Source organism: Polynucleobacter sp. 30F-ANTBAC (genome assembly GCF_018882385.1).
Classification (GTDB): Bacteria; Pseudomonadota; Gammaproteobacteria; order Burkholderiales; family Burkholderiaceae; genus Polynucleobacter.
This window is the reverse complement of the sequence record NZ_JACVON010000002.1, coordinates 90,498-113,943: the sequence shown is the minus strand read 5'-3', so window position 1 is coordinate 113,943 and position 23,446 is coordinate 90,498. Positions and strand designations below refer to the sequence as shown.

The 23,446-nt window shown below is 43.7% G+C and carries 24 protein-coding genes and 1 riboswitch; of the genes, 5 read left to right on the top strand and 19 right to left on the bottom strand.

The genetic code is table 11. The annotated features are described in order from the left end of the window. Nucleotides 1-5 precede the first annotated feature (5 nt). A complete protein-coding gene (locus tag ICN28_RS06125; protein WP_216287103.1) occupies nt 6-923 on the top strand; it encodes a DUF6279 family lipoprotein in 918 nt (305 codons plus the stop codon). On the opposite strand, the gene ttcA is transcribed toward ICN28_RS06125, so the two are convergent. Genes ttcA through ICN28_RS06110 form a run of 3 tightly spaced genes read right to left on the bottom strand, consistent with a single transcriptional unit; the run spans nt 871 to nt 2,902 of the window. Then, nucleotides 871-1,722, bottom strand: coding sequence for a tRNA 2-thiocytidine(32) synthetase TtcA (gene ttcA / locus ICN28_RS06120; RefSeq protein WP_216287101.1), 852 nt, complete (start codon nt 1,720-1,722; stop codon nt 871-873). The genes ICN28_RS06125 and ttcA overlap by 53 nt on opposite strands. Further along, a complete protein-coding gene (locus ICN28_RS06115; RefSeq protein WP_216287099.1) occupies nt 1,719-2,111 on the bottom strand; it encodes a dihydroneopterin aldolase in 393 nt (130 codons plus the stop codon). Before ICN28_RS06115 ends, ttcA begins: the two co-directional genes overlap by 4 nt. Nucleotides 2,112-2,113: 2 nt before the next feature. Further along, a complete protein-coding gene (locus ICN28_RS06110) occupies nt 2,114-2,902 on the bottom strand; it encodes an SDR family oxidoreductase (RefSeq protein WP_216287096.1) in 789 nt (262 codons plus the stop codon). Between the two features lie 43 nt (nt 2,903-2,945). On the opposite strand from ICN28_RS06110, the gene ICN28_RS06105 reads away from it, so the two are divergent. Then, nucleotides 2,946-4,121, top strand: coding sequence for a class I SAM-dependent methyltransferase (locus ICN28_RS06105; protein WP_216287095.1), 1,176 nt, complete (start codon nt 2,946-2,948; stop codon nt 4,119-4,121). On the opposite strand, the gene ICN28_RS09670 is transcribed toward ICN28_RS06105, so the two are convergent. From ICN28_RS09670 to ICN28_RS06090, 3 genes are read right to left on the bottom strand one after another with little or no spacing between them, the layout of a single operon-like run. After that, entirely contained in the window at nt 4,108-5,205 is a 1,098-nt protein-coding gene (locus tag ICN28_RS09670) for a polynucleotide adenylyltransferase (protein WP_216287094.1), read from the bottom strand. The two genes, ICN28_RS06105 and ICN28_RS09670, sit on opposite strands and share 14 nt — an antisense overlap. After that, on the bottom strand, nt 5,202-6,116 hold the full coding sequence (locus tag ICN28_RS06095; protein ID WP_216287093.1) for a complex I NDUFA9 subunit family protein: 915 nt from the start codon (nt 6,114-6,116) through the stop codon (nt 5,202-5,204). Before ICN28_RS06095 ends, ICN28_RS09670 begins: the two co-directional genes overlap by 4 nt. Further along, nucleotides 6,116-8,059 carry a lytic transglycosylase domain-containing protein gene (locus ICN28_RS06090; RefSeq protein WP_216287092.1) on the bottom strand — a complete coding sequence of 648 codons (1,944 nt, stop codon included), beginning with the start codon at nt 8,057-8,059 and terminating at the stop codon, nt 6,116-6,118. Before ICN28_RS06090 ends, ICN28_RS06095 begins: the two co-directional genes overlap by 1 nt. Before the next feature lie 59 nt (nt 8,060-8,118). Between ICN28_RS06090 and ICN28_RS06085 the strand changes: the two genes are divergently transcribed. After that, entirely contained in the window at nt 8,119-8,685 is a 567-nt protein-coding gene (locus ICN28_RS06085; protein WP_216287091.1) for a 5-formyltetrahydrofolate cyclo-ligase, read from the top strand. A 3-nt stretch (nt 8,686-8,688) separates the two neighbouring features. On the opposite strand, the gene metF is transcribed toward ICN28_RS06085, so the two are convergent. The 3 genes from metF to metK all read right to left on the bottom strand — a co-directional run bounded on the left by metF (nt 8,689) and on the right by metK (nt 12,339). Continuing rightward, nucleotides 8,689-9,522: a methylenetetrahydrofolate reductase [NAD(P)H] gene (gene metF, locus ICN28_RS06080; protein WP_216287090.1), complete on the bottom strand. Its 834-nt coding sequence runs from the start codon at nt 9,520-9,522 to the stop codon at nt 8,689-8,691. A gap of 35 nt (nt 9,523-9,557) precedes the next feature. After that, nucleotides 9,558-10,997, bottom strand: a complete 1,440-nt coding sequence (ahcY, locus tag ICN28_RS06075; RefSeq protein ID WP_216287089.1) for an adenosylhomocysteinase — start codon at nt 10,995-10,997, stop codon at nt 9,558-9,560. A 69-nt stretch (nt 10,998-11,066) separates the two neighbouring features. Then, nucleotides 11,067-11,162: riboswitch (S-adenosyl-L-homocysteine riboswitch) on the bottom strand. A 10-nt stretch (nt 11,163-11,172) separates the two neighbouring features. Further along, nucleotides 11,173-12,339, bottom strand: coding sequence for a methionine adenosyltransferase (metK, locus tag ICN28_RS06070; protein ID WP_216287087.1), 1,167 nt, complete (start codon nt 12,337-12,339; stop codon nt 11,173-11,175). A gap of 166 nt (nt 12,340-12,505) precedes the next feature. Here metK and dapF point away from each other — a divergent pair, with 166 nt between their 5' ends. Beyond that, entirely contained in the window at nt 12,506-13,381 is an 876-nt protein-coding gene (dapF, locus tag ICN28_RS06065) for a diaminopimelate epimerase (RefSeq protein WP_216287084.1), read from the top strand. Between the two features lie 9 nt (nt 13,382-13,390). Here the strand turns inward: dapF and pyrE are convergent, their stop codons facing one another. Then, nucleotides 13,391-14,062, bottom strand: coding sequence for an orotate phosphoribosyltransferase (gene pyrE, locus ICN28_RS06060; protein WP_216288165.1), 672 nt, complete (start codon nt 14,060-14,062; stop codon nt 13,391-13,393). 7 nt (nt 14,063-14,069) lie between these two features. Here pyrE and ICN28_RS06055 point away from each other — a divergent pair, with 7 nt between their 5' ends. After that, nucleotides 14,070-14,849, top strand: a complete 780-nt coding sequence (locus tag ICN28_RS06055; protein ID WP_216287082.1) for an exodeoxyribonuclease III — start codon at nt 14,070-14,072, stop codon at nt 14,847-14,849. Between the two features lie 12 nt (nt 14,850-14,861). Here ICN28_RS06055 and ICN28_RS06050 read toward each other — a convergent pair whose 3' ends face one another. The 9 genes from ICN28_RS06050 to ICN28_RS06010 form a co-directional block, all read right to left on the bottom strand. Further along, on the bottom strand, nt 14,862-15,734 hold the full coding sequence (locus ICN28_RS06050; protein WP_216287080.1) for a M48 family metallopeptidase: 873 nt from the start codon (nt 15,732-15,734) through the stop codon (nt 14,862-14,864). A 23-nt stretch (nt 15,735-15,757) separates the two neighbouring features. Continuing rightward, nucleotides 15,758-17,014 (bottom strand): AmpG family muropeptide MFS transporter, encoded by a 1,257-nt coding sequence (locus tag ICN28_RS06045; protein WP_216287078.1) that lies wholly within the window; start codon nt 17,012-17,014, stop codon nt 15,758-15,760. Continuing rightward, on the bottom strand, nt 16,983-17,567 hold the full coding sequence (gene metW, locus ICN28_RS06040; protein WP_216287074.1) for a methionine biosynthesis protein MetW: 585 nt from the start codon (nt 17,565-17,567) through the stop codon (nt 16,983-16,985). The genes ICN28_RS06045 and metW overlap by 32 nt, the downstream gene beginning before the upstream one ends. Beyond that, entirely contained in the window at nt 17,564-18,703 is a 1,140-nt protein-coding gene (locus ICN28_RS06035; RefSeq protein WP_216287073.1) for a homoserine O-acetyltransferase, read from the bottom strand. The genes metW and ICN28_RS06035 overlap by 4 nt, the downstream gene beginning before the upstream one ends. Further along, nucleotides 18,700-19,356 carry a nucleoid occlusion factor SlmA gene (gene slmA / locus ICN28_RS06030; protein WP_216287072.1) on the bottom strand — a complete coding sequence of 219 codons (657 nt, stop codon included), beginning with the start codon at nt 19,354-19,356 and terminating at the stop codon, nt 18,700-18,702. The genes ICN28_RS06035 and slmA overlap by 4 nt, the downstream gene beginning before the upstream one ends. Beyond that, on the bottom strand, nt 19,353-20,042 hold the full coding sequence (locus ICN28_RS06025) for a pyrimidine 5'-nucleotidase (protein ID WP_216287071.1): 690 nt from the start codon (nt 20,040-20,042) through the stop codon (nt 19,353-19,355). The genes slmA and ICN28_RS06025 overlap by 4 nt, the downstream gene beginning before the upstream one ends. A 7-nt stretch (nt 20,043-20,049) precedes the next feature. Further along, nucleotides 20,050-20,952 (bottom strand): acetylglutamate kinase, encoded by a 903-nt coding sequence (gene argB / locus ICN28_RS06020; RefSeq protein WP_216287070.1) that lies wholly within the window; start codon nt 20,950-20,952, stop codon nt 20,050-20,052. 98 nt (nt 20,953-21,050) lie between these two features. Continuing rightward, nucleotides 21,051-23,114, bottom strand: a complete 2,064-nt coding sequence (locus ICN28_RS06015) for a TonB-dependent receptor (RefSeq protein ID WP_216287069.1) — start codon at nt 23,112-23,114, stop codon at nt 21,051-21,053. 62 nt (nt 23,115-23,176) lie between these two features. Then, complete coding sequence (locus ICN28_RS06010; RefSeq protein WP_216287068.1) at nt 23,177-23,404, bottom strand: hypothetical protein; 228 nt, start codon at nt 23,402-23,404, stop codon at nt 23,177-23,179. Nucleotides 23,405-23,446 lie beyond the last annotated feature (42 nt).

Genomic DNA, 23,446 nt, shown 5'->3' with positions numbered 1-23,446 from the left:
ATTATATGAGTTTATTCGGGCACATCCTAACAACGAAGCTAATCTTTGTTTTTCTTCTAACAACGACGCTTTTTGGTTGCAGCACAGTGCGATTTGCATATAACCAGGGTGATACTCTGACATATTGGTGGTTAGACGACCACATTGGCTTCAATCAAACCCAAGAGTCATTTATTAGAGGCTCACTTGAGCGTCATTTTTGGTGGCATCGCACCGAACAACTACCCGGCATATCCGGATCACTTCAACGAGCTCAACAAAAACTCCAGGCTCCCGTCTCTAAAACAGAATTTCTAATTTTACGAGCAGAACTACTCAAACATGTCTATCGCATTGCAGATGAAGTCATACCTGATACAGCAAAATTGCTCACAAGCTTGGACGCATCACAAATAGAAACAATTCAGAAAAGGTTTGATAAAAATAATCAAAAATTTAAAAATGAATTTCTTCCCAAGGACAAAATCAAGCAAGGTGTTGTGAGAGCCAATAAAATTATTGAGCGCACAGAATGGTTATATGGAAACCTAAGCAGTACTCAAGAAAATAAGATTCGCGAGTTTCTTGCTAAAAATCCAATTGACAATGAAATCATTTTTCAAGAACGGCTTCGCAGACAATCTGAATTTATGGCCATCTGTAAAGAAGTTCAGCAGCAAAAGTTAAATCAGAAGGCCACAGAAAGTCTTCTGCGTGATTACATGAAGTATTTTGAGGCTGGCAAAACAAAAGAACAACAATCATTCCATAAAAAATGGATTGAAGCCGGCGCCGAAACAGCATCTTTCATCAGCCACGTAGTCAACGAAGAGCAAAATAAATATGCTACCGAAAGAGTTGGCGGCTGGCTAGCTGATGTTCAAGAATTAATTAAAGATTCATCTGTATTGGCTGCCAAGCGATCTGCTCATCTAAGTCGATAGAGCCAGAGCTATCCGTCAAGTTTTTAAAATCAAACTCTTTAAGGTCCATCAAATGTGATGGCACCACGTTCTGCAAAGAACTGAATAAACTCTCTACACGCCCCGGAAACTTTTTCTCCCAATCACGCAAAAGAGCCTTCATTGCATTTCGCTGGAGATTTTCTTGGCTACCGCACAAGTTACAAGGAATGATTGGAAACTCCATTTGCTCAGCATACTTTTCCAAATAGCGCTCTGGAACATAAGAAAGCGGTCGAATGACAATGTGCTTGCCATCATCAGATTTTAATTTGGGAGGCATTCCTTTTAACTTGCCACCATGAAACATGTTCATCAGCAAAGTTTCTAGAATGTCATCACGATGATGGCCCAGTGCAATCTTAGTCGCCCCCAACTCACCCGCAACACGGTAAAGAATCCCCCGCCTTAATCTTGAACACAAACCACAAGTTGTTTTGCCTTCTGGAATAACGCGCTTAACAATGCCATAGGTGTCTTGCTCTTCAATGTGAAAAGCCACGCCTAATTTTTTTAAATAGTTAGGCAAAATATCTTCTGGAAAACCAGGTTGCTTTTGATCCAGGTTAACGGCAACCAAATCAAAATGAATGGGTGCTCGCTCCTTTAACTTCATCAGGATATCCAGCATGGCATAACTATCTTTGCCACCGGATAGACAAACCATAACCTTGTCACCATCTTCAATCATGTTGTAATCAACAATGGCCTGCCCCGCTAGACGACAAATCTTTTTGTCTAACTTATTTTCTTCGTAAGCTACTTTTCTTGGATCTTTCATTCTTTTATCAAAAATATCTCTACACCAACGGCATCACAATCAGGATAAACATCAGGCTTGGCGGTTGATACTTTCACCGCTCGCACATGAGGGTGCGCCAGCATGATTCTAGCCACGTCATCGCACAAGGTTTCTTGCAGATGAATGTGCCCTTTTGATACTCTATCAACAATACTACGGCGCATAAAATCATAATCCAAGACTTCATCAAGCTGATCTTGAGTCGGTGTACTCTCATTCAAGGGAACAAATAAGTCCACATTGATTAAAACGCGTTGTTCGCCACGCTTTTCAAAATCATGAACACCAATATTGATATAAATCTCGTAATTACTTAAAAATAATCTACGGCAATCGATTAAGCGTGGGTGAGATAGCAAAGCCTGCATGGTTACTCCGTTAAAAACATGACGTCACGGTCAGTTGACAACAAGTGCTGCCCACCATCAACGTAAAGTGTTGTGCCTGTAATAGCATTTGATTTAGCAAGATAAACCACCGCTCCAGAAATATCCTCAGGGGCCGATGATTTGCCTAAAGGTGTCATCGCATGTGCTTTCGCAAATCCATCATCCGTTTGATCACCAGACACCATTGTAATTCCAGGTGCCACGCCAACCACCCTTAAAATTGGTGCAAATGATTGAGCCAATAAAGTGGTCGCTGAATGAAGCGCTGCTTTAGATAAGGTGTAAGACAAAAAGTCTGGATTTAAATTGGCCAGCTTTTGATCCAATAAATTAATGACTACACCAGACGGCACAACGGTTGATGTTGATTGGGCCTTTAGCTTGGCATGCTGGCGATAAAGATCTCTAGATAAAATCAACGGGGCCGCCACATTGGTTGTCATGTGACGATCTAGAGCGGCATAACTAAAACTTGATGCCACATCGTACTGAAACAATGATGCATTGTTGACCAAACAGCTTGGCAAGCCCAAGGCGTCTTGGCATCGCTCAATTAGCTGACTCGCTTGTTTTTCATCCGATAAGTCAGCTTGCAAAGCAACTCCGCGCTGCCCAGTAGCTAAAATTTCTTTAACTGTTTCCTCTGCAGCCTCTTTAGAATTGCCGTAATGAATAGCGACATCCCAACCATCTTTTGCTAAGCCAATAGCAATTGCTTTTCCAAGGCGTTTGGCCGCTCCCGTTACGAGGGCAATTTTTTGAATTTTCATATTTTTTACAGCTTCACTTATAAGAGTTGTAGACTCGCGAGGTATGGATATTAACCCTAGCACCGAAGAAAAGTCTCACAGCCTGATTTTGGCCCAAAAAATCGAAAAAGAAATTCAATCCCATCAAGGGCAAATTTCTTTTGCTAAGTATATGGAAATGGCGCTATATACGCCAGGTTTTGGTTATTACGCATCAGGCACGGTTAAATTTGGAAGTCGTGGCGACTTCGTGACGGCACCTGAAATTAGCCCTTTATTCGGCGCCACCATTGTCCAAACGATCGTCCCAGTTTTAACTCAATTAAAAGATAAGGCTCAACCCTTACACATCCTAGAGTTTGGAGCGGGATCTGGCATCTTGGCAGAATCTATTCTTAATGCTCTTCAAGAATCCAATATTAAGATTAACTCTTACAACATCTTAGATCTCTCGGCAGATCTAATCGAACGACAAAAAGAGCGCCTTAAAAATCGCCCCGAAAAAATTAATTGGATCCAAAAGCTACCTGAGAATTTTGTGGGCATTATTTTGGCCAATGAAGTTTTAGATGCTATGCCAGTAGAGTTAATCGTTAAACGTCAAGACTCGTGGCACTACAAATATGTCCGCTCCAATTCAGACGCTAACACACCTACTCCAGAATTAATATTCTGCGATGGGCCTGCTGTTGAAGAGTCCTTATTACCTCAAGCCCTTTTAGACAATTCGTTTGCAAATGGTTATACAACTGAAATTCATCCAAGTGGCATTGCTTGGATTGGCAGCTTAGCTCGTTGCCTGCAACAAGGCCTCCTCTTAACCCTCGATTACGGCTTCCCAGCTCATGAGTACTACCACCCCCAAAGAGATCAGGGTACCGTGATGGCTCACTATCGCCATCATGCTGTTCAAGACCCATTCTTTTACCCAGGGCTATGCGATCTAACAGCGCATGTGGAATGGACCTCAATCACACAAGCCGCACTTCACAGTGGCTTTGCGCTGCTGGGTTATACCAGCCAAGCATCTTATCTATTGGATGCGGGGATTGGAGATCTTGCGCTTTCCTTGGCTGACCCTAGGGATGCAGAGAAGTTCATTCCTATTTCAAACGGCCTACAAAAACTGCTATCAGAGGCCGAAATGGGAGAGTTATTTAAAGCTCTCTGCCTTGGTAAAAATATAGATTTTTCAGAAGGTGAGTTGCCTGGTTTTAGATCAAGACCTAGAGCCCTTTGAGGACTGCGATTCTTGCAGAACGAATCTGATCTTTAATTAATTGACCAGAGTTAGATTCTTTTGATACAGCAGCAGCAATGCTTGCAACGTCTACTTTTCTAGCGGCTAGATAGGCCATGACCAGTGGCTCTGTTTCAAAACCCTGCAGTTTTGAAATCATTATGAGCTCATTGAAGCGCTCCGGTTTACGCCAAACATCCATTCGATCTAAAGCCTCCAGAAGATCCTCTGGTCCGATTGATGCTCGACTAAGAGTTCCAAACAACATGCTGGCAAGCAAGGCGTAGTCTTTGCACTCAACTGGAATGCCCCACTGATCTGCCCAAGATTTAATCTGTTCTGAGTTTAATTGCGATAACAGAACGGCGCAGCGTTGCGGAAGATTAAAGTGCCTTTCGGCCGATCGATCAAGCTGCTCAGAAACTACAGAATTATTGTTTAACTCGGATGGGAAGAACTTTTCAAAAACACCACAATCCTGCAAAGTTAATAACAACTTGGATGGATTCTTAGAAAGCAAACCTTTTGAAAACTCTTGCCACACACGCTCTTTCACTAAAGCATCTAACTCACCGCTTTGGCCAATCAACTTTAAAACATCAATTGTTTCAGGCGCTACTGAAAAATCTGGAAATCTTGCCGTAAATCTAGCAACCCGCAAAAGGCGCACAGGATCTTCTAAAAATGCTGGGCCAATATGCCTGAGAACTTTTTTCTCAATATCTTTAATGCCGCCATAAGGATCAATCATCGGTCCAATAGGCTCACCGTCAAATGATATTTCTTGCGCAATGGCATTAACTGTCAAATCTCGCCTGGCCAAGTCTTCTTCTAGAGTGACGTCTGGGCTTGCATGAAAAATAAACCCCTTATAGCCTGGAGCAACTTTTCTCTCCGTTCTAGCCAGAGCATATTCTTCATGAGTTTGTGGGTGCAGAAATACTGGAAAATCCTGCCCTACAGGCTTAAAACCTTTTTGAATTAAATCCTCTGGGGTTGCTCCAACCACTACATAGTCAACATCCTTAACCGGCAAACCCAAAAGTCGATCTCGAATAGCCCCACCAACAATGAATGTTTTCACTTAAGCAATATTTCCAATGGTTGAGGACTCATCCCAAATACTTTTTCTAATGCATTCTCTTCTTGAGCAGACAAAATATTATCCACTTTCATAGATGCTAAATTATCTCTCGACATGAGAGTTTTACCTGGCAATATTTCAAGCATCCAGGACTGTAAATAACCCAAGAAATTTGGGATTGAAATTACCAATCGAGGGCTTCCGACCTTTCGACCGGCAAATCTTACTAAATCAGCTAAGGTGTATATTTTAGGACCAGCCAAGTTAAATATTTTCTTAATGGTCTGAGGCATCACCAATGATTTGATGAACGCATTCGCCACATCAGAAACATACACAGGTTGAAACTTAACACTTGCCCCAGCCAAAGGCATGACAGGCGCCAACTTTTGCAGCGAAGCAAATAAATTAATAAAGCTATCGTTTTCACCAAAAACAACTGAAGGCCTAAAAATTGTCCAGTCCAAGTTGCTATTGATCACCAGCTTCTCGCCATCACCTTTGCTGCGCTGATACATGGATGGTCCATTGGAATCCGCCCCCAGAGCACTCATATGAATATAGCGCTTAACGCCATTCTTATTCATTGCCTGAATGATTTTTTGCGGAAGCTCGACATGATTTCTTAAGAAATTTTTTCCGTAAGGTTGGCCCGGCTTGTCATGCAAAATTCCAACAAGATTAATCACCACATCATTTTTTGATAGCTTGGCACATAAGCGATTAAGTGTCTCTTGATCATGGATATCGGACTCCATCACAGTAACTTGAGGCAACACCCATAAGTCTCTTAAAGATCCCCGCTTTCTTGTTGGCAATACAATTGAGTAACCCAAGCTTGCAAGCCTCGTTGTTATTGCTTGACCAATAAAACCGCCACCACCTATTAGTAATACTTTTGGCAAACTCATTATGGCAACTCCGAAAGAATCGATGCTTTAGGAGATACAGTCCCTAATCGTCCTTTAAGAGAAGGAGATTTATTGGTTGCTAATGCGCTATAGTAATTGGCGTTAGCTAAAACATTTTTAACATATCCACGCGTTTCATTGAAGGGAATTGTTTCCGCAAAAATTGCACCTTCAACGCTTCTAGGCAACTTCTCTCTCCACATCTTCGGTCGACCTGGGCCGGCATTGTAGGCAGCTGATGCCAGAGCCCATGAGCCATCCAAGTCTTGCAAAACCATATTTAAATAATTGCTTCCAAGCGTTAAATTAGTGTTCATATCATCAAGCTTGCTAGGCTTAAAGTTATTCATGCCAATCTTTTTTGCAACATATTTGGCTGTTGCCGGCATTACCTGCATTAAGCCAGATGCTCCCACATGTGATTTAGCACCCATGATGAAACGGGACTCCTGACGTATGAGGCCATAAGCCCAATTAGCATCTAAGCCAATCGATTGAGCTATGGGACTAAGCGCTTCTTTGTAAGGTGTTGGGTATCTCAAACTGAAATTGTGTTCTTGCTTTGTTCGATCGGCAGTATTGACAGCGCGATCATATAAACCAATACGCTTGGCATATTCAGCTGTTGCAATCAACTGCTGATCAGTTAACCCTCTTAATGCCCAATTCCACTCTCTATTACCCTCAAAACGGAGGCCCATTTCATAAAAACGAACGGCTCGATAAAAGTCTTTTTGAGACGCCACCTTTTTAATTAATGATTCGTCCGGGACCACTTTATGAGGCACATAGATTTTCATGCCTAAATCTTCTCTTGCCAATTGACCATAAAAGTTAAATTGCTCAATAAGTGCCTGCATGGTTTCTTTGCTAAGAGACTCGTCTCCAAGCTCTTTTTGAGCTCGCCCATACCAGTAGGTCCAAGCGGGATCTCGAGCCCTAATTACAGGCGACATATACTCAATTGACTCTTTAACCAACTTCCAATCACCTACTCGCAATGCGGTTCTCACCTTCCACTCTTGAGACTCTGGGGATAACAGCTCATGATGGCCTGCATCATGCTGAAGTCGATAAACGGTAATGGCGCTAGGATCAAGTTTCTTTGCTAAAAATTGACCGATGACACCCCACGCGGCAGCACTGTTTTCTTGCCCTGTGCGCCACTTTTTTTTATCAAAGTCACGAAGTGCCTCTAATGGATTAACTCTGGCACTTTTTACAATGTCGGCAATCGGATCATCCCCGCCCATTTTTCTAGCTAAAGTTTCAAGATTGTTTTCTAATGCATTCCTTCGAATGGCTAAAAACTCATGCTTACTTAAACCCCCGTCTTTATGTAGATTGCTAACTAGCTCAGCACACGCATCACCAAAATATCGAGGATCCAATAAAGTCTTTTTAGCATCTGCGCCGATCGCTTTGACATCCTCACCCTTAGCCATACGAGAATGCAATGCGTAACATTTCACCTGAGTATCATCATCCAGCTGAAAGAGCGGGTACTCACGATCAAAACTTTTCCAATCTTGGCGCCTTCCCAAAACAAGTAGCCAATCATTTCGCAAGCGGTCTGCAATAGCAGTGCCCTCATATTGCTTAAGAAACTCCTGCACCGATGAATCTGCAGATGTCCCGGCCATAGCTTGATTTGATTTATCAAATAATTGAGGCTTAATTTGAAAATAAGTAACGTAATCTTTTAATTCGTAAGATCCTAGTTGCTTCGCTAGGCTGGCAGCTTTTGCTGCCTCATTCGCCTTTGCTGCTTCGCGCAGCTCTACAAATTTTTTATCTTCTACCGTTAAGACTTTATTTGGATTAAACTTTTTTGGAACACTGGTTATCGATGAATCTTCTGATTTTGTCTTCGCAGTCACAGAAAATGAGGCTACGATAGCGCCAAGGACAAATCCAGCTATTAATTTATTTTTAAGTTTCATATTTTTTCGATGTAGCATAGCCCTAATCATGCCTTATTTTTCCCCTTTTTGATCAGCTTGTGAAAACTTTAAATACACTCCGACAACACTTGTTAGAAAAAAGGCTACGCCTCAATGGAGACCTTCGTTTAAGGGAAAGGCTTGAAGAAGGCTTTATTCAATATCTTGAAAAAATTGATAACGCCACTCTTGCTATTTATTGGCCAATTAATAGTGAGTTTGACCCCAGGCCTATCGCACTGAATTGGGCTAGAAAGAGTAACCTTAGAAAGCTTGCATTACCTGTTGTCAAAATTGGTGAGCCATTATCTTTCGCAGAGTGGCATGATGGCGATACGCTGACCAAAGGACCGCAAGGTATTCCAGAACCCATTGTCAACAATGAAAATAAGCAGATTCTTCCAGACATTATTCTTTTGCCCTGCCTAGGCTGGTCCCAACAATATGGTCAGGTTTGGCGGATAGGCTATGGCGGCGGCTACTATGACCGAACGTTGGCCGCTCTGAAATCAAACAATCACCTACTTAAAACCGTAGGAATTTCTTTTCAATCTCTAGAAGTAGCTGAGGACGCATGGCGCCCTCAATCTCATGATCAAGCTCTAGATGAGCTTATTTGTGCTTAATTATTAAGCCTTTACCAAACCCAAGTCTTTAACTATTGCTATAACTGGGTCAGCCTGATTAAGACTATAAAAATGCAAGCCTGGTGCGCCGGCTACCATCAACTGATCACATAGATCAGTGACAACGTCCAAACCAAATGCCTTAATCGATGCAGTGTCATCTCCAAACGACTGAAGTCTTAAGCGAATCCAACGAGGTATCTCAGCACCACAAGCATCTGAGAAACGTAATAGCTGCGTGCAATTAGTAATAGGCATGATCCCAGGAACAATTGGTTGGTCAACCCCTAGTTTCGCAGCCTCATCGACAAACTTAAAATAGGCATCGCTATTAAAAAAATATTGCGTGATAGCAGAATCTGCGCCTGCTTTCATCTTATTAGCAAAACGCTGCACATCATCAATCATTGATCTAGCTTGAGGATGCATCTCTGGATAGGCTGCCACCTCAATATGAAAATGACTGTCTGTTTCAGCGCGAATAAACTGCACCAATTCATCAGCATGATGAAACTCACCGTATTGACCCATGCCTGATGGCAAGTCGCCTCTTAATGCAACAATTCGACTCACACCCAAATTTTTATATTGCGCTAAAAGTTCGCGCACCTTTTCTTTTGAGCTACCCACACAAGATAGATGAGGTGCGGCCTGTTGACCGGCCTCATGTATCTCTTTAACAGCTGAAAAAGTACCATCTTGTGTTGAACCACCAGCACCAAATGTCACAGAGAAAAAGGTAGGTTTTAGCGCAGTCGCTAACTGCTCACGAACAGCTCGAAGCTTTTCAGCACCTTCCGCTGTTTTTGACGGGAAAAACTCAACGCTCAATTCCATCTTATTTCTTTCTCTGTTAACTTAAGTTCAAGCCATTAATAACGATATGTTTCAGGCTTGTAAGGGCCTTCTTTTTTCACATTGATATATTTAGCCTGCTGCTCAGACAACTCTGTTAATTCTGCGTTCAAAGTCTTTAATTGCAAGCGCGCAACCTTCTCATCCAAATGCTTAGGCAAAGTGTAAACGCCGATTGGATACTTGTTGGTTCCAATAGATGACCACAATTCAATTTGAGCAATTGTTTGATTGGCAAAAGAGGAGCCCATGACATAAGAAGGGTGTCCAGTACCGCAACCCAAGTTAACCAAACGTCCTTTTGCCAAAACAATGATGCGTTTTTCTGGCTGACCATTGGTTGCCGGGAAAATCACATGATCCACTTGCGGCTTAATCTCTTCCCACTTGTACTTCTCAACGCCAGCAATATCAATCTCATTATCAAAGTGACCGATATTACAAACAATCGCTTGATTTTTCATCTTGATCATGTGGTCATGTGTAATCACATGGTAGTTACCTGTTGCAGTTACGAAGATGTCAGCTTTGTCAGCTGCGTAATCCATGGTTACAACTCGGAAACCTTCCATGGCTGCTTGCAATGCGCAAATTGGATCTACTTCAGTTACCCATACTTGAGCCGATAAAGCCCGTAATGCTTGAGCTGAACCCTTACCCACATCGCCATAACCCGCAACAACTGCAATCTTTCCGGCAATCATGACATCCGTTGCGCGCTTGATACTGTCAACCAATGACTCACGGCAACCGTACAAGTTATCAAACTTCGTTTTAGTTACAGAATCATTAACGTTAATAGCAGGGAACTTCAACTCACCCTTAGCGTGCATGTGATACAAGCGATGCACACCTGTTGTAGTTTCTTCAGTAACGCCCTTCACTTTTTCTAGGCGAACGGAATACCAAGTTGGGTCAACCTTTAATTTTGCTTTGATAGCAGCAAAAAGAATTGTTTCTTCTTCGCTAGTTGGATTGTTTAAAACAGATAAATCTTTTTCTGCTCTTGTTCCTAGGTGCAATAGCATTGTGGCATCACCACCGTCATCCAAAATCATATTGGAGTGGCCACCGTCTTGCCATTCAAAAATACGATGCGTAAAGTCCCAATACTGCTCCAATGACTCGCCCTTGATCGCAAATACTGGTGTACCGTTCGCAGCAATAGCTGCAGCAGCGTGGTCTTGTGTTGAGAAGATATTGCACGATGCCCAGCGAACTTGCGCGCCAAGCGCCTCTAAAGTTTCAATCAATACCGCTGTTTGAATCGTCATGTGCAAAGAACCAGTAATACGTGCGCCACGTAATGGCTGGCTAGCTGCAAACTCTTCACGAATAGCCATCAATCCAGGCATTTCGGTTTCTGCAATAGCGATTTCTTTACGACCCCATGATGCCAATGAAATATCAGCAATTGCGCAATCTGTAAAATTTTTCAAATCTAATGGTTTGTTCATTGCAACTCCAAGCTAGTAAGGAAGATCATGGAGAGCAAATAAAAAAGCTCGCCAACCAATCACTTCACAGGTTAGCGAGCGTCGTTGCTAAAGGCTAATTACTAGCCCTCCTCTAAGCCTAGGGTGTTAGAACTGGCCCAACACCTCGCAACGCTCCTTAGAGATTTGTGAAAAATTATAAACCAGCTGCTGCTTTTAATGCCGCGGCCTTGTCTGTGGCTTCCCAAGTGAACTCAGGCTCTTCGCGACCAAAGTGGCCATAAGCTGCTGTCTTACGATAAATGGGACGCAACAAATTCAACATTTTAACGATGCCTTTTGGTCTTAAATCAAAGTGAGTGCGCACTAACTCTGAAATCTTCTCATCAGATATTTTCCCTGTACCAAAGGTGCTCACCATCACAGAGGTTGGCTGAGCCACACCAATCGCATAAGAAATCTGCACCAAACACTTAGTTGCCAATCCTGCTGCAACAATATTTTTAGCCACATAACGACCAGCATAAGCTGCTGAACGATCAACCTTTGAAGGGTCTTTTCCTGAGAATGCGCCGCCACCGTGAGGAGCTGCTCCACCATAAGTGTCCACAATGATCTTGCGACCAGTTAAACCACAATCACCCTGTGGCCCACCAATCACAAATCGGCCGGTTGGGTTTACCAAGTACTTAATCTCGCCTTTAATTAATTCTTTTGGAAGAACCGGCTTAATGATTTCTTCAATCACAGCCTCACGAAGCTTTTCAAGGGAAATGTCTGGTGAGTGCTGTGTTGACAACACAATGGTGTCAATTGAGTCTGGCTTACCGTCCACATAACGCAAAGTCACTTGAGACTTGGCATCAGGGCGCAACCAGTTCAAGCGGCCATCGCGACGCAAATCTGCCTGACGCTCCACCAAACGGTGAGACAAATGGATCGGTAAAGGCATTAATTCTGGAGTTTCATCAACCGCATAACCAAACATCAAGCCTTGGTCTCCCGCGCCTTGATCAAGACCATCATCGTGCGCTTTATCAACACCTTGCGCAATATCAGGACTCTGCTTGTCATAAGCCACCAAAACTGCACAGCCTTTGTAATCGATACCGTACTCGGTATTGTCGTAGCCAATTTGACGAATCGTATCGCGCGCGACATGAATATAGTCAACGTTTGCCGTTGTTGTAATTTCACCTGCTAAAACCACCAAACCAGTATTGCAAAGGGTTTCTGCAGCAACACGTGCGGTTGGGTCTTGAGCCAAGATGGCATCTAAGATGGCATCAGAAATCTGGTCAGATACTTTGTCTGGGTGGCCTTCAGATACGGACTCTGAAGTAAAGAAATAATTGTTAGCCATTTGAAGCTCCTTAGTTAAATAAGCGACAACACGTGCCGAGTATCACTAAGTGCGGCGACGCTTTAGCGGATATTTTTAATTCGCCCCGCAAGTTGTCTTAACTCGGCGAATATCCAACATTTTATAACATTCTCACTTTTTGCTGTAAACCTGTATATTTATCCCTATGACAAGTACAAGATTACGCTTTACGAAAATGCACGGCGCAGGCAATGATTTCATTGTTTTGGATGGCATTTCTCAAGATTTATCCAAGATAACAAAATCTCAATGGCAGGCATTGGCTAATCGCCAGTTGGGTATTGGGGCAGACCAAATTCTTTTAGTTGAAAAGCCAACTGCTGCTGAGGCTGAATTCCGTTACAGAATTTTTAACTCGGATGGCGGTGAAGTTGAGCAATGCGGCAATGGGTCCCGTTGTTTTGTAAGATTTGTAAGAGAAAAAGGTTTAACTAAAAATAAGACGGTCAAAGTTCAAGTTGCCCACACCATCTTAAGCCTCACGGAAAATGACGATGGCCAGGTAACCGTCAATATGGGTGCACCGATTTTATTGGCAGAGCAAGTGCCTTTTAATGCCGCTCATTTGAAAAGCAAGACTGAGGGCGCCGCCACTCTGTACGAATTAAATCTTACAGGCGGATCAATTTGGCTCAACCCTATTTCAATGGGCAACCCTCACGCGGTTCAAATTGTTGACAACATCAATACAGCACCAGTGGAATTAAACGGCCCTGAAATAGAGTCTCATGTCACATTCCCCAAAAAAGTGAATGCAGGATTTATGCAAATCCAAAATCGTCATGAAATTAAGTTACGGGTATTTGAGCGCGGTTCTGGTGAAACCTTAGCTTGCGGCACCGGAGCTTGTGCAGCAGTTGTATCTGGAATATTGCGTGGTCAACTGGACTCTCCCGTTAAAGTTCACACCCGTGGCGGAGATCTAACGATTGCTTGGGATCACCAAGCCTCACTCGAGAGCCCCGTCATGATGACAGGGCCAGCACAAACCGTATTCGAGGGCGAGATCACTCTCGAGTAATTAATCTGTTTAGATGCCGTATTGATCTCGATAGGCCTTCACTGCAGGTAAATGCTTTTGTAAATCGGCGCTTTGACTTGACTCTAAGAAGCTCATCAAGCTCGCCAGGTTAGCAATCGAAACAACAGGCATCCCAAACTCTTTTTCAACATTTTGCACAGCAGAACTATCACCAATTTCGGCGGCTGTTCCGGATCGCTCCATGCGATCCAATGCAATCAATACTGCTGAAGGTGTTGCGCCAGCCTGACGAATGATGTCGACTGACTCACGCACGGATGTACCTGCAGAAATCACATCATCAATAATCACCACGCGACCTTTTAATGGCGCACCGACCAAAGAACCGCCCTCGCCATGATCTTTAGCCTCTTTTCGGTTAAAGCAAAATGGTACTGATTTGCCCATAGAGGCTAAAGCCACCGCTGTGGTTGCGGCCAAGGTAATGCCTTTGTAGGCAGGGCCAAATAACATATCAAATTCAAGCCCCGAATTAATCAGGGCCTTGGCATAAAACTCACCCAATGCTTTTAATAAAGCGCCATCATTAAAGCCACCCGCATTAAAAAAGTAAGGCGATAATCTACCTGCTTTTGTTTTAAATTCGCCAAAAGCTAAAACTTTGGCATCTAAAGCAAAATGGATAAATTCGTTTTTAAAGTTTTCTTGATTGGAAGTCATAACCGAGATGTTACGCATCATTACCGCCAACCTCAATGGAATTCGCTCAGCCTCGAAAAAAGGTTTCTTTGATTGGGTCAAAATTCAAAACCCGGACATCCTTTGTATTCAAGAACTTAAAGCCCAGGAAGCTGACTTAGACGACTCACTTTTGGCGCCGCATGGTTATCACGGATTTTTTCAATATGCTCAGAAAAAAGGCTATAGCGGTGTTGGTCTGTACTCCAAGAAAAAACCCGATCAAGTCAAAATTGGCTTTGATGATGGTGAGTTTGATGGTGAGGGCCGCTACGTTGAAGCTCGCTTTGGCAAGTTAATAGTTATATCCGCTTATTTCCCTTCAGGATCAAGTGCGCCTGAACGCCAAGAAGCCAAGTTTAGATTTTTGGATATCTTTATGCCTCACCTGATGAAATTAAAGGCTGAAGGGCTTGAAATTGTTTTATGTGGGGACGTGAATATTGCCCATCAAGAAATTGATTTAAAGAACTGGAAAGGCAACATCAAAAATTCTGGCTTTTTACCAGAAGAGCGCGACTGGATGACCAAGCTCCTTACAGAAATTGGCTTTGTTGATGTTTATCGATTCTTGCACCCCAACACCACGGATGATTGCTACACCTGGTGGAGCCAACGAGGGCAAGCCTATGCTAAAAATGTGGGCTGGAGAATTGATTACCACATTGCAACGGCAGGCATCGCTCACACCGCCGAAAGATCAGAAATTTATAAAACTGAAAAGTTTTCAGACCATGCTCCGCTAATCATCGATTACAAACCAAACTAAAAGCTAACGCATTTAGAGCTTGTATTCTGGGAGTTGATCGACCGTTGTATTTTTTGCTTTTGCGTAAAGCTTAAGTGCATCCAGCATATTTCTTTGCATTTCATAAATACGCGTTTCACCTGATGGGTGGGTTGATAACCACTCAGCAGGCTTATCTTTACTGGAAGCGCCCATTTTTTGCCATAAAGAAATGCCCGCTCTCGGATCGTAACCAGCCCTAGCTGCAATATCCATCCCTACCAAATCGGCATCTTTTTCATCAGCTCTTGAGAAGCTCAGACCCAGCACTTGCATACCCTGACCCAAGGCTTGGCTTCCTAAACCGCCTAAACCCAAAGCTTGCGACAGAATATTGGCGCCCAAGCCAGTCATCTGCTCCTTGGCGATTCTGTCACGCGCATGCTCTCTTAAAGCATGAGCGATTTCATGCCCCATGACGATAGCTACTTCATCATCATTTAATTTAAGCTTTTCAAGAATGCCTGTATAGAAAGCAATTTTCCCGCCAGGCATACAAAAAGCATTCACTTGATCAGATACAAATAAATTAACTTCCCATTTCCAACTCTTAGAATCTGGATTCCAAACTTGTGCATACGGCAAAATTCTCTTCGAGATAGTTCTTAAGCGGATCAATTGAGGATGATTGTCTGGCGCCAAGGCATTCCCTTTTGCAGCCTTTTGCTTCATCACGTCATATTGGCGAACCGCTGATGCTTCGAGCTGGCTAGCCGGCACCATATTTTTAAAGCTTGAAGATTCGCCTGCCTTAACCCCATCGGCTGGTGGCAAATGTCTTGGGCCAGATGCGCAAGCTGTTAAAAAAACAAACAAGCCCATGCTCGTATATTTTTTAATGGTCTGCCTTCTCTTAAGCATGCGCATGATTATTTCATCACTATTAAAAATTAATTGGTCTGAAATTCAGATTTCTTTTCTTTGTTCCAAGGAGCAATTTTCGGCAGCAACAATAAGCCCGGAATGGCTAAAGCAAAACAAAGTATAAAGAAATTCGTCCAACCCGTTACTTCAACAATATAGCCTGTTAAGGCATTAATAAAAGTTCTCGGTACCGCCGACAAACTGGTAAAGAGTGCAAACTGAGTGGCGGTAAAGCGTGGGTTTGTTTCAAGCGCAATATAGGCTGTAAAAGCTGCAGTGCCAAGACCAACTGTTATAGCTTCAAAACCAATCACCCATGTCAGAACCCACAGGTCAGCCCCTGTTTGCGCCAAAATAACAAAACCCAAAGTGGCTAATGCTTGAAAAATACCAAAAATCCAGAGACCTCGATTGACGCCTGTTTTTAACATCCAATAGGCACCTAACATGCCGCCTAAAATGCTGGCCCAAAGTCCTGCGTTTTTGGCAACGAGCCCTATTTCAGTTCTTGTAAATCCAAGCTCCAAATAAAATGGCGTTGCCAAAGCGGTTGCCATAGAGTCGCCGAGTTTATATAAAAATATAAATGCCAAAATTAGCAGCGCATGACGCCACCCTCGGCGATTCACAAACTCATTAAAAGGCTCTACAACAGCCTCTCTCAAAGTCTTTGGTGCTGGACCATACATCCTTGGCTCGGATACCAATAGCGTTGTCAAAATCCCCGGCAACATGAATAAACCGGTGATAAAAAACACCCAATCCCAAGAAATGATGTCTGACAAAATCAAAGATAAAGAACCTGGCACCAAAGTAGATAGCTTATAAGCGTTTACAAATAGGGCTGTACCTGAGCCCATCTGCTCTTCTGTCAACCACTCCCTTCGATGGGCGTCGATCACGATATCTTGACTAGCGGAGAAGAAAGCAACGATGGCGGCTAAAAATACAACCGTCCAAATTTCGGCACTTGGATTAAATTGCCCCATCAACATAACCGCTAACATCACGGCAATTTGCGTAGCAATTATCCAACCGCGGCGGCGCCCCAAAAAAGGCAGCTGAAAACGATCCATTGCTGGAGACCATAAGAACTTCCAGGTATACGGAATACCAACTAATGCAAAGAGGCCGATAGCTTTTAGATCTACACCTTCACTTTTTAACCAAGCAGATAGCAGGTTATAAAGAATAAATAATGGTAAGCCGCTAGAAAAGCCTAGAAAAACACAAACCAGTAAAGCTTTGGTTTTACTTGGCCCGACGCGCTCGGTAGATAGCAAGGCTGCCTCTTAGGTTGGGTAAGAATTGAATGATTTCACCTTCGTGCAACACAACGCGATCTAAAAGCTCCAAGCCCACCGCTGGAGCTAAAGCTTCAAAGTCAGCAATCGTTAACACTCGGACGTTAGGTGTGTCGTACCACTGATAAGGCAAAGATTTAGACACTGGCATACGACCAGATATCACTGCGGCACGATGAGACCAATGGCCAAAGTTAGGGAAAGAAACAATGCACTCTTTTCCTACGCGAGCAATCTCGCTCAATATCCTAGCCGTTTGATGAATGGTTTGAAGTGTCTGAGAAAGAATAACTGTATCAAAACTGTCATCCTCAAATAAAGCCAAGCCACCCTCTAAATCTTGTTGAATCACATTGAGATTTTTTTGGGCACACGCTAAAACTTTGTCGTCGGCTAATTCAACACCATAAACATGCGCACCTTTAGCATCCTTCAGATATTTCAATAAACTGCCATCACCACAACCAACATCCAGCACTTGGCTGTTAGGCTCTATCCATTTAGCAATTGCTGAAAAATCAGAGCGCATCATAATGAGAGCCCCTTGGTAATTTGTTCAAAATAAGCTCTTACTAATTGGTGATAGCGGGGGTCTTCTAAAAGGAAAGCATCATGACCATGCGGCGCATCAATTTCCGCATAGGTCACGTCACGCTTGTTATCCAGTAACGCCTTCACGATTTCTCTACTGCGCTCCGGCGCAAATCGCCAATCTGTTGAGAAACTGACCACTAAAAATTTTGCTTTTATTTCAGCCATGGCTTGACTTAAATTATCACCGTGCTTTTTAGCCGGATCAAAATAGTCTAAAGCTCGTGTAATTAAAAGATAGGTGTTTGCATCAAAATAATCAGCAAACTTTTCACCCTGATAGCGAAGGTAACTTTCGACCTCAAACTCAACATCAAAACTAAAGTTATAGTCATCAGAAGCACCTTCAGCGCGCTTTAACTCACGGCCAAATTTCTCTGCCATATCATCATCCGACAAATAAGTAATATGTCCGATCATGCGGGCCACACGCAAACCTCTGCGTGGTTTAACCTGATGCGCATAGTAGTCCCCACCATGAAAATCTGGGTCACTTAATATAGCGCTACGCGCCACTTCATTAAAAGCAATATTCTGCGCAGATAATTTAGGCGTTGAGGCAATTACGACGCAATTGGCGACTCTATCTGGATACATCACACCCCAAGCCAGCGCCTGCATACCGCCAAGGCTACCGCCCATCACTGCCGCAAATTTCTGAATCCCAAAGTGATCTGCCACTCTTGCTTGCGCATTGACCCAATCCTCAACAGTGACTACTGGAAAACTAGCGCCATAAGGCTTTTGGGTGGCAGGATTGATGCTCATGGGTCCAGTTGAGCCGAAACATGAACCAAGATTATTAACGCCAATTACAAAGAAGCGATTGGTATCCACGGGTTTACCTGGCCCAACCATGTTATCCCACCAACCGACCGAGCCACCATCCTCACTCATACCAGCAACATGATGAGAGGCATTTAAAGCATGGCAAATCAAAACGGCATTGTCTTTTGCAGCATTTAACTGACCATAGGTTTCAACAACCAACTTGTAATCCGCAATACTTGCCCCACTTTGCAAACCTAATGGTTCGGCAAAGCTAAGAACTTGAGGCTTGACGACCCCTAGACTCATACTGAGAATAACGCTCTCATAGGAAACTCATTAAGCTCGGTTGGCGCTTTTTTAAAGCCACTTCTGGCATAGCGGTGCCAACGGCCTACAACATAACTGATCATCATGGCAGCGCGAGAGCTCACCTCATTGCCATCAGCTGATTGCGGCAAGCGCCCCTGGGTTTGAGCAACACGAATAGATTGCTTTAAAGAAGATTCAATGCGCTCAAAAACTTGAGCAATGCGATCTTGCAAGCGCTCATCTTCTAACCAAAGGGCATCACCCAAAAGAACTCTTGTCATACCTGGATTCTTTTCGCCAAACCCCAATAAAACCATCAAGATTTCTTGAGCTTGGCGATCGCCCGCTTCTTCACGCTCTGTAATTTGATTAATTAAGCCAAAAATAGTTTGTTCAATAAAGGCGATTAAACCCTCAAACATTTGAGCTTTGCTAGCAAAGTGGCGATACAAAGCCGCCTCAGAGACCTCTAATCTAGCTGCCAATGCAGCCGTTGTTACGCGATCACCCTTTGGGCTTTCGAGCATCTGAGCCAACACCTGCAAAATCTGGATGCGTCGCTCGCCAGGACGAGGGCGCTTACGGACAGGTGCCGCCCCATCTTGCTCAGTAGGTTCTATGGATGTCAGTTGATTAAATGGTGAGTTCATCTCAGTTTTTGCCAGCTTTTAAATAATTGATGTATTGATTGTACTTCTAGAGAAAGACTAGCTCGATTATGGGTGTAAGTCCTAACATGCCTCTTAAACCAGACGGTCTTTATGCCCAACTTTGAATACTCTAACAAATGTCCCAAGGTGTCATCCACTAACACCGCATTTTGAGGGGCGCAACGATACTTCCTTAATAACTTTTTAATCATCAAATGATCTGGCTTAGGGCGCCATTGCTGGTGCACCTCCATACCCTCAATTGCCTCAATTGCATCAAAACAACCCTGTATTCCTAACTCTTTAGTCACACGTAAGGCATAGGCTTTTGGCGCATTTGTTAATAAAACTTTTCGCCCGGGAAGTCGATTAAGGATATGCCTCAACCCCCTCTCGCCCTGTACCAAATCAGATAGATCCTCTAAGTGTCTACCTGACTGCTCATCAAATCGGTGGGTTTCGTACAAAAAATCATGAGGATCCACGCCATGATGCTTCACCAGACCTAAAAGCGTGGCACCATACTGCTTCCAGTATTTCTGTCGCACCATGCTTGCCGAGTCGGCATCTAAATTCAATCGACGAGCCACATAGCTCGTCATGGATTGATTGATATAAGGGAAAATCGCGTCAGACGCGTTATGAAGCGTGTTATCTAAGTCAAACAACCAAAAAGGATGGCGCATGCCAAACTTAGTGTGAACGAATCATTGTGCCAAAGGCTTGCTCTGTCAAAATCTCTAAAAGTAATGAGTGCTCAATTCGACCATCAATAATGTGAACTGAATTCACGCCACTCTTAGCAGCATCCAGTGCTGATGAAATCTTAGGCAACATACCACCTGAAATGGTGCCATCAGCAAATAATGCATCGATTTCTTTAGCAGTTAAATCTGTTAACAAATTACCGCTCTTATCCATCACGCCAGGAATATTTGTCATCATGACCAACTTCTCAGCTTTTAAGATTTCCGCCATCTTGCCAGCAACCAAATCAGCATTAATGTTGTAGGCTTGGCCGTCTTGTCCAAAACCAATTGGAGAAATCACAGGAATAAATGCATCGTCTTGCAAAGCTTTGACAACGGCTGGGTTAATTGACTCGATCTCACCCACAAAGCCAATATCAACCATCTCACCGGCTTTTTCTTTGTTGGGGATCAACATCTTGCGAGCATGGATTAAGCCGCCGTCCTTGCCGGTTAAACCAACCGCTTGACCACCAAAGTGGTTAATTAACATCACGATATCTTGCTGAACTTCACCGCCAAGAACCCACTCCACAACTTCCATGGTTTCTTCATCGGTGACACGCATACCCTGAATAAAGGTGCCAGCTTTACCGACTTTTTTCAAAGCATCATCAATTTGTGGGCCGCCACCGTGAACAACCACGGGATTCATACCCACTAATTTCAAAAGAATCACGTCTCTTGCAAAGCCCTCTTTAAGACGATTCTCTGTCATAGCGTTGCCGCCGTACTTAATCACGATTGTTTTACCGTGATACTTTTTAATGTATGGCAAAGCTTGCGCCAAAACCTCAGCTTTAACAGCTGGGGAGACGTCTTTTAGTTCGGCTATTGGAGTGCTCATGCGCGGATTGTAAGATCACTTTCTGACCTTGGCTAGAAGTTTTAAGAGAATATGTCAAAAAGGCGGCCATTAGCCGCCTTTTTGATCAAGCAACCGATTTAGAAATTGCCCTTAAGACCCACTTTGATAGCACGCGCTCCTGCTGGCGCCATATCTCTTAAAACAGATGAAGCATTTCTGGCTTCCACATTGGTTAGGTTATCAACTCGCATAAAAATAAGAGCCGATCTAAAGCCTGGCATGGGTGTTTTATAAGAAGCACCCAACCCCAGCATGGTGTAACTAGGTGTGGCACCCAAATCATCGGCGTAACGGTTTTGGCGGGCGGCGTATTGAACGTCCAACTGACTTGAGTACATGCCTTGGCTATAAACTAAAGCTGAACTTAGTCGCATTGGAGAAATCCTTGGTAGAGCGCCACCTGTTGAGCGATTTTCACCGCGAACATAGTCTGCCTTCCAATCCATGTTGAGCTCCGATGCCCTGCCAAACAATCCACGTGCAACGGGGAAGCGCCCATCTGCCTCCAAACCATACATGCGAGCCTTGATGCCAGTAAAGTTGTATTTGGGGACCATGTCACCATTACCAGTTTCATCAAACTCTCCATCCTGCATCAAGCCAATGAAGTTATTGAACTCAGTCACAAATGCTCCCAAGTTAGTCTTGGTGGTAGCTGTTTTGAATTTCAAACCTAGCTCAAGAGTTGTGCCTTTTTCCATTTGGTTATTGGCGTTACCCTGCTCATAAGTTTCAGTGGCGTGGTGCATGCCATTGGCATAAAGTTCGTAAAAAGTTGGCGCACGTTCGGTGTAAGACAAACCACTTGTGGCAGTCCAACCGCCGTCCATTTCTTGGCGATAACCAAGTGAAGCGCTTAGGGGTTTAAATTTTTTACTGTCGGCTGCAAATGGATTCCCCTGTCCGTTGTCACCACCACCCAAGCTGTCTACCTTGACCGATTCAAATCTCAAACCAGCATTAAACGCTTTGTCTTTTGCAAAAACCAACTCCTCAAACAAGAAGAGTGCGGCTGTATCTGTTTGAGTATTGGGAACAAACATCTGCCCCCCAACACTTGCCGCAGAAAACTTAAACCCGGAACCTTGAACACCCCAAGCCCCCTTGAGCAAACCATAAGAGGTTTGTACGGGCATATGCGTGCCCTCTAAACGAGAGTCCCAACCTTTATTTTTAAAGGTGGATTCAACTGCCCCAGCAACTGACTCTTCATGCTTATAGTCAGTGGTACTAAATGAACCTCTAATCGATTCAAGGGGGCCCATCTTGCCCGCTAAGTTTCTTTGCTCACCCGAAAAGGTCAACTTATCTTGCTGCAACTTGATTCTAGTTGGGCTATTAATATCACCTTCTTCAAATAAGCCTGTGCCGTAATCATTTCGATAGGTGTCAACAGAAAACCCTAAATAACCGTGATCGTTGGTCAAGGATGCGCCGATAGCTCCACCTTGTTGATCTGCGTCGCTATTGAGCAATGAGCCTTGATTTAAGAACTCGCCACGACCCGCCAGCTTGGGCACTTTAAGGTTATCTGTTTTTCTAGTCGAGCCATCAACGTGAAGTGCAAATTGACCATTACCAACAGAAACTAAACCAGCTGCCGATTTTTCTGTTTCCGCCCCGCCAACTCTTACTTCTGCGCGACCTTCAACTCCTTTAATCGGTGCTTTAGGTATACGGTTATCAATAATATTAACCGCACCACCAATAGCACTGCCGCCATACTGAAGTGCTGCTGGGCCACGGACTACTTCTATTTGCTCAACCGTCAAAGGCTCAACAGCAACAGCATGATCATAAGAAAGTGTTGATGCATCTAAGCTTGCGCCACCATTGCTCATCACGCGAACGCGATCGCCATCTAAACCTCGAATCGTTGGTCGACTTGAATTGGGACCAAAGTCAGTAGAGCTAACGCCTGGCAAATTATTCAACGTTTGACCGAGGGTGCTACTTTGTTTTTTAGCTAAATCTTCACCGCGTAAAACGCTCACCGGCGAAATCAAATCATTAATATCGCCACCCAATGGGTTGGCCGTCACAACGATGGGAGCTAAAGTTTGTTGCGCATTAGCGACCGAACAAATAGAAATAGTTGCCAAAATGGCTGCACTGATCTGAGTGCGAGTAAAAACTTGCATGGATATCTCCTAAAAAACACGAATGAAATGCCACTCCGCTGATGCGAAGAGCCTAATAAAAATCAAACGTGTTTGGCTGGAGGGGCCCTTGCTTCAAATGGGGCATCCGCCTCAATTGAAATTTGATAAATCTGATAACGCTTGATAGCGGCATGCTTTGCATCCACCATCCTAAGAGCGGGGGGATGAAGACTTAAAGCAAAGCTTAACGTCAATGAATCGTAGGCAGCACAATGGTGGCCACTTTGCTCATCATGAACCAAGGAATGATGCGAGTCACTTGTTTCCACTTTTGAAATGAGTCGCTTAAGACTCTCAGGGGCATGATGAAT

Excerpts from the sequence above, each read along its gene's own strand:
- ICN28_RS06125 (WP_216287103.1), top strand. The coding sequence starts at position 6 with ATGAGTTTATTCGGGCACATCCTAACAACGAAGCTAATCTTTGTTTTT.
- ttcA (WP_216287101.1), bottom strand. The coding sequence starts at position 1,722 with ATGAAAGATCCAAGAAAAGTAGCTTACGAAGAAAATAAGTTAGACAAA.
- ICN28_RS06115 (WP_216287099.1), bottom strand. The coding sequence starts at position 2,111 with ATGCAGGCTTTGCTATCTCACCCACGCTTAATCGATTGCCGTAGATTA.
- ICN28_RS06110 (WP_216287096.1), bottom strand. The coding sequence starts at position 2,902 with ATGAAAATTCAAAAAATTGCCCTCGTAACGGGAGCGGCCAAACGCCTT.
- ICN28_RS06105 (WP_216287095.1), top strand. The coding sequence starts at position 2,946 with ATGGATATTAACCCTAGCACCGAAGAAAAGTCTCACAGCCTGATTTTG.
- ICN28_RS06095 (WP_216287093.1), bottom strand. The coding sequence starts at position 6,116 with ATGAGTTTGCCAAAAGTATTACTAATAGGTGGTGGCGGTTTTATTGGT.
- ICN28_RS06090 (WP_216287092.1), bottom strand. The coding sequence starts at position 8,059 with ATGAAACTTAAAAATAAATTAATAGCTGGATTTGTCCTTGGCGCTATC.
- metF (WP_216287090.1), bottom strand. The coding sequence starts at position 9,522 with ATGGAATTGAGCGTTGAGTTTTTCCCGTCAAAAACAGCGGAAGGTGCT.
- ahcY (WP_216287089.1), bottom strand. The coding sequence starts at position 10,997 with ATGAACAAACCATTAGATTTGAAAAATTTTACAGATTGCGCAATTGCT.
- metK (WP_216287087.1), bottom strand. The coding sequence starts at position 12,339 with ATGGCTAACAATTATTTCTTTACTTCAGAGTCCGTATCTGAAGGCCAC.
- dapF (WP_216287084.1), top strand. The coding sequence starts at position 12,506 with ATGACAAGTACAAGATTACGCTTTACGAAAATGCACGGCGCAGGCAAT.
- pyrE (WP_216288165.1), bottom strand. The coding sequence starts at position 14,062 with ATGACTTCCAATCAAGAAAACTTTAAAAACGAATTTATCCATTTTGCT.
- ICN28_RS06055 (WP_216287082.1), top strand. The coding sequence starts at position 14,070 with ATGTTACGCATCATTACCGCCAACCTCAATGGAATTCGCTCAGCCTCG.
- ICN28_RS06050 (WP_216287080.1), bottom strand. The coding sequence starts at position 15,734 with ATGCGCATGCTTAAGAGAAGGCAGACCATTAAAAAATATACGAGCATG.
- metW (WP_216287074.1), bottom strand. The coding sequence starts at position 17,567 with ATGATGCGCTCTGATTTTTCAGCAATTGCTAAATGGATAGAGCCTAAC.
- ICN28_RS06035 (WP_216287073.1), bottom strand. The coding sequence starts at position 18,703 with ATGAGTCTAGGGGTCGTCAAGCCTCAAGTTCTTAGCTTTGCCGAACCA.
- slmA (WP_216287072.1), bottom strand. The coding sequence starts at position 19,356 with ATGAACTCACCATTTAATCAACTGACATCCATAGAACCTACTGAGCAA.
- ICN28_RS06025 (WP_216287071.1), bottom strand. The coding sequence starts at position 20,042 with ATGCGCCATCCTTTTTGGTTGTTTGACTTAGATAACACGCTTCATAAC.
- argB (WP_216287070.1), bottom strand. The coding sequence starts at position 20,952 with ATGAGCACTCCAATAGCCGAACTAAAAGACGTCTCCCCAGCTGTTAAA.
- ICN28_RS06015 (WP_216287069.1), bottom strand. The coding sequence starts at position 23,114 with ATGCAAGTTTTTACTCGCACTCAGATCAGTGCAGCCATTTTGGCAACT.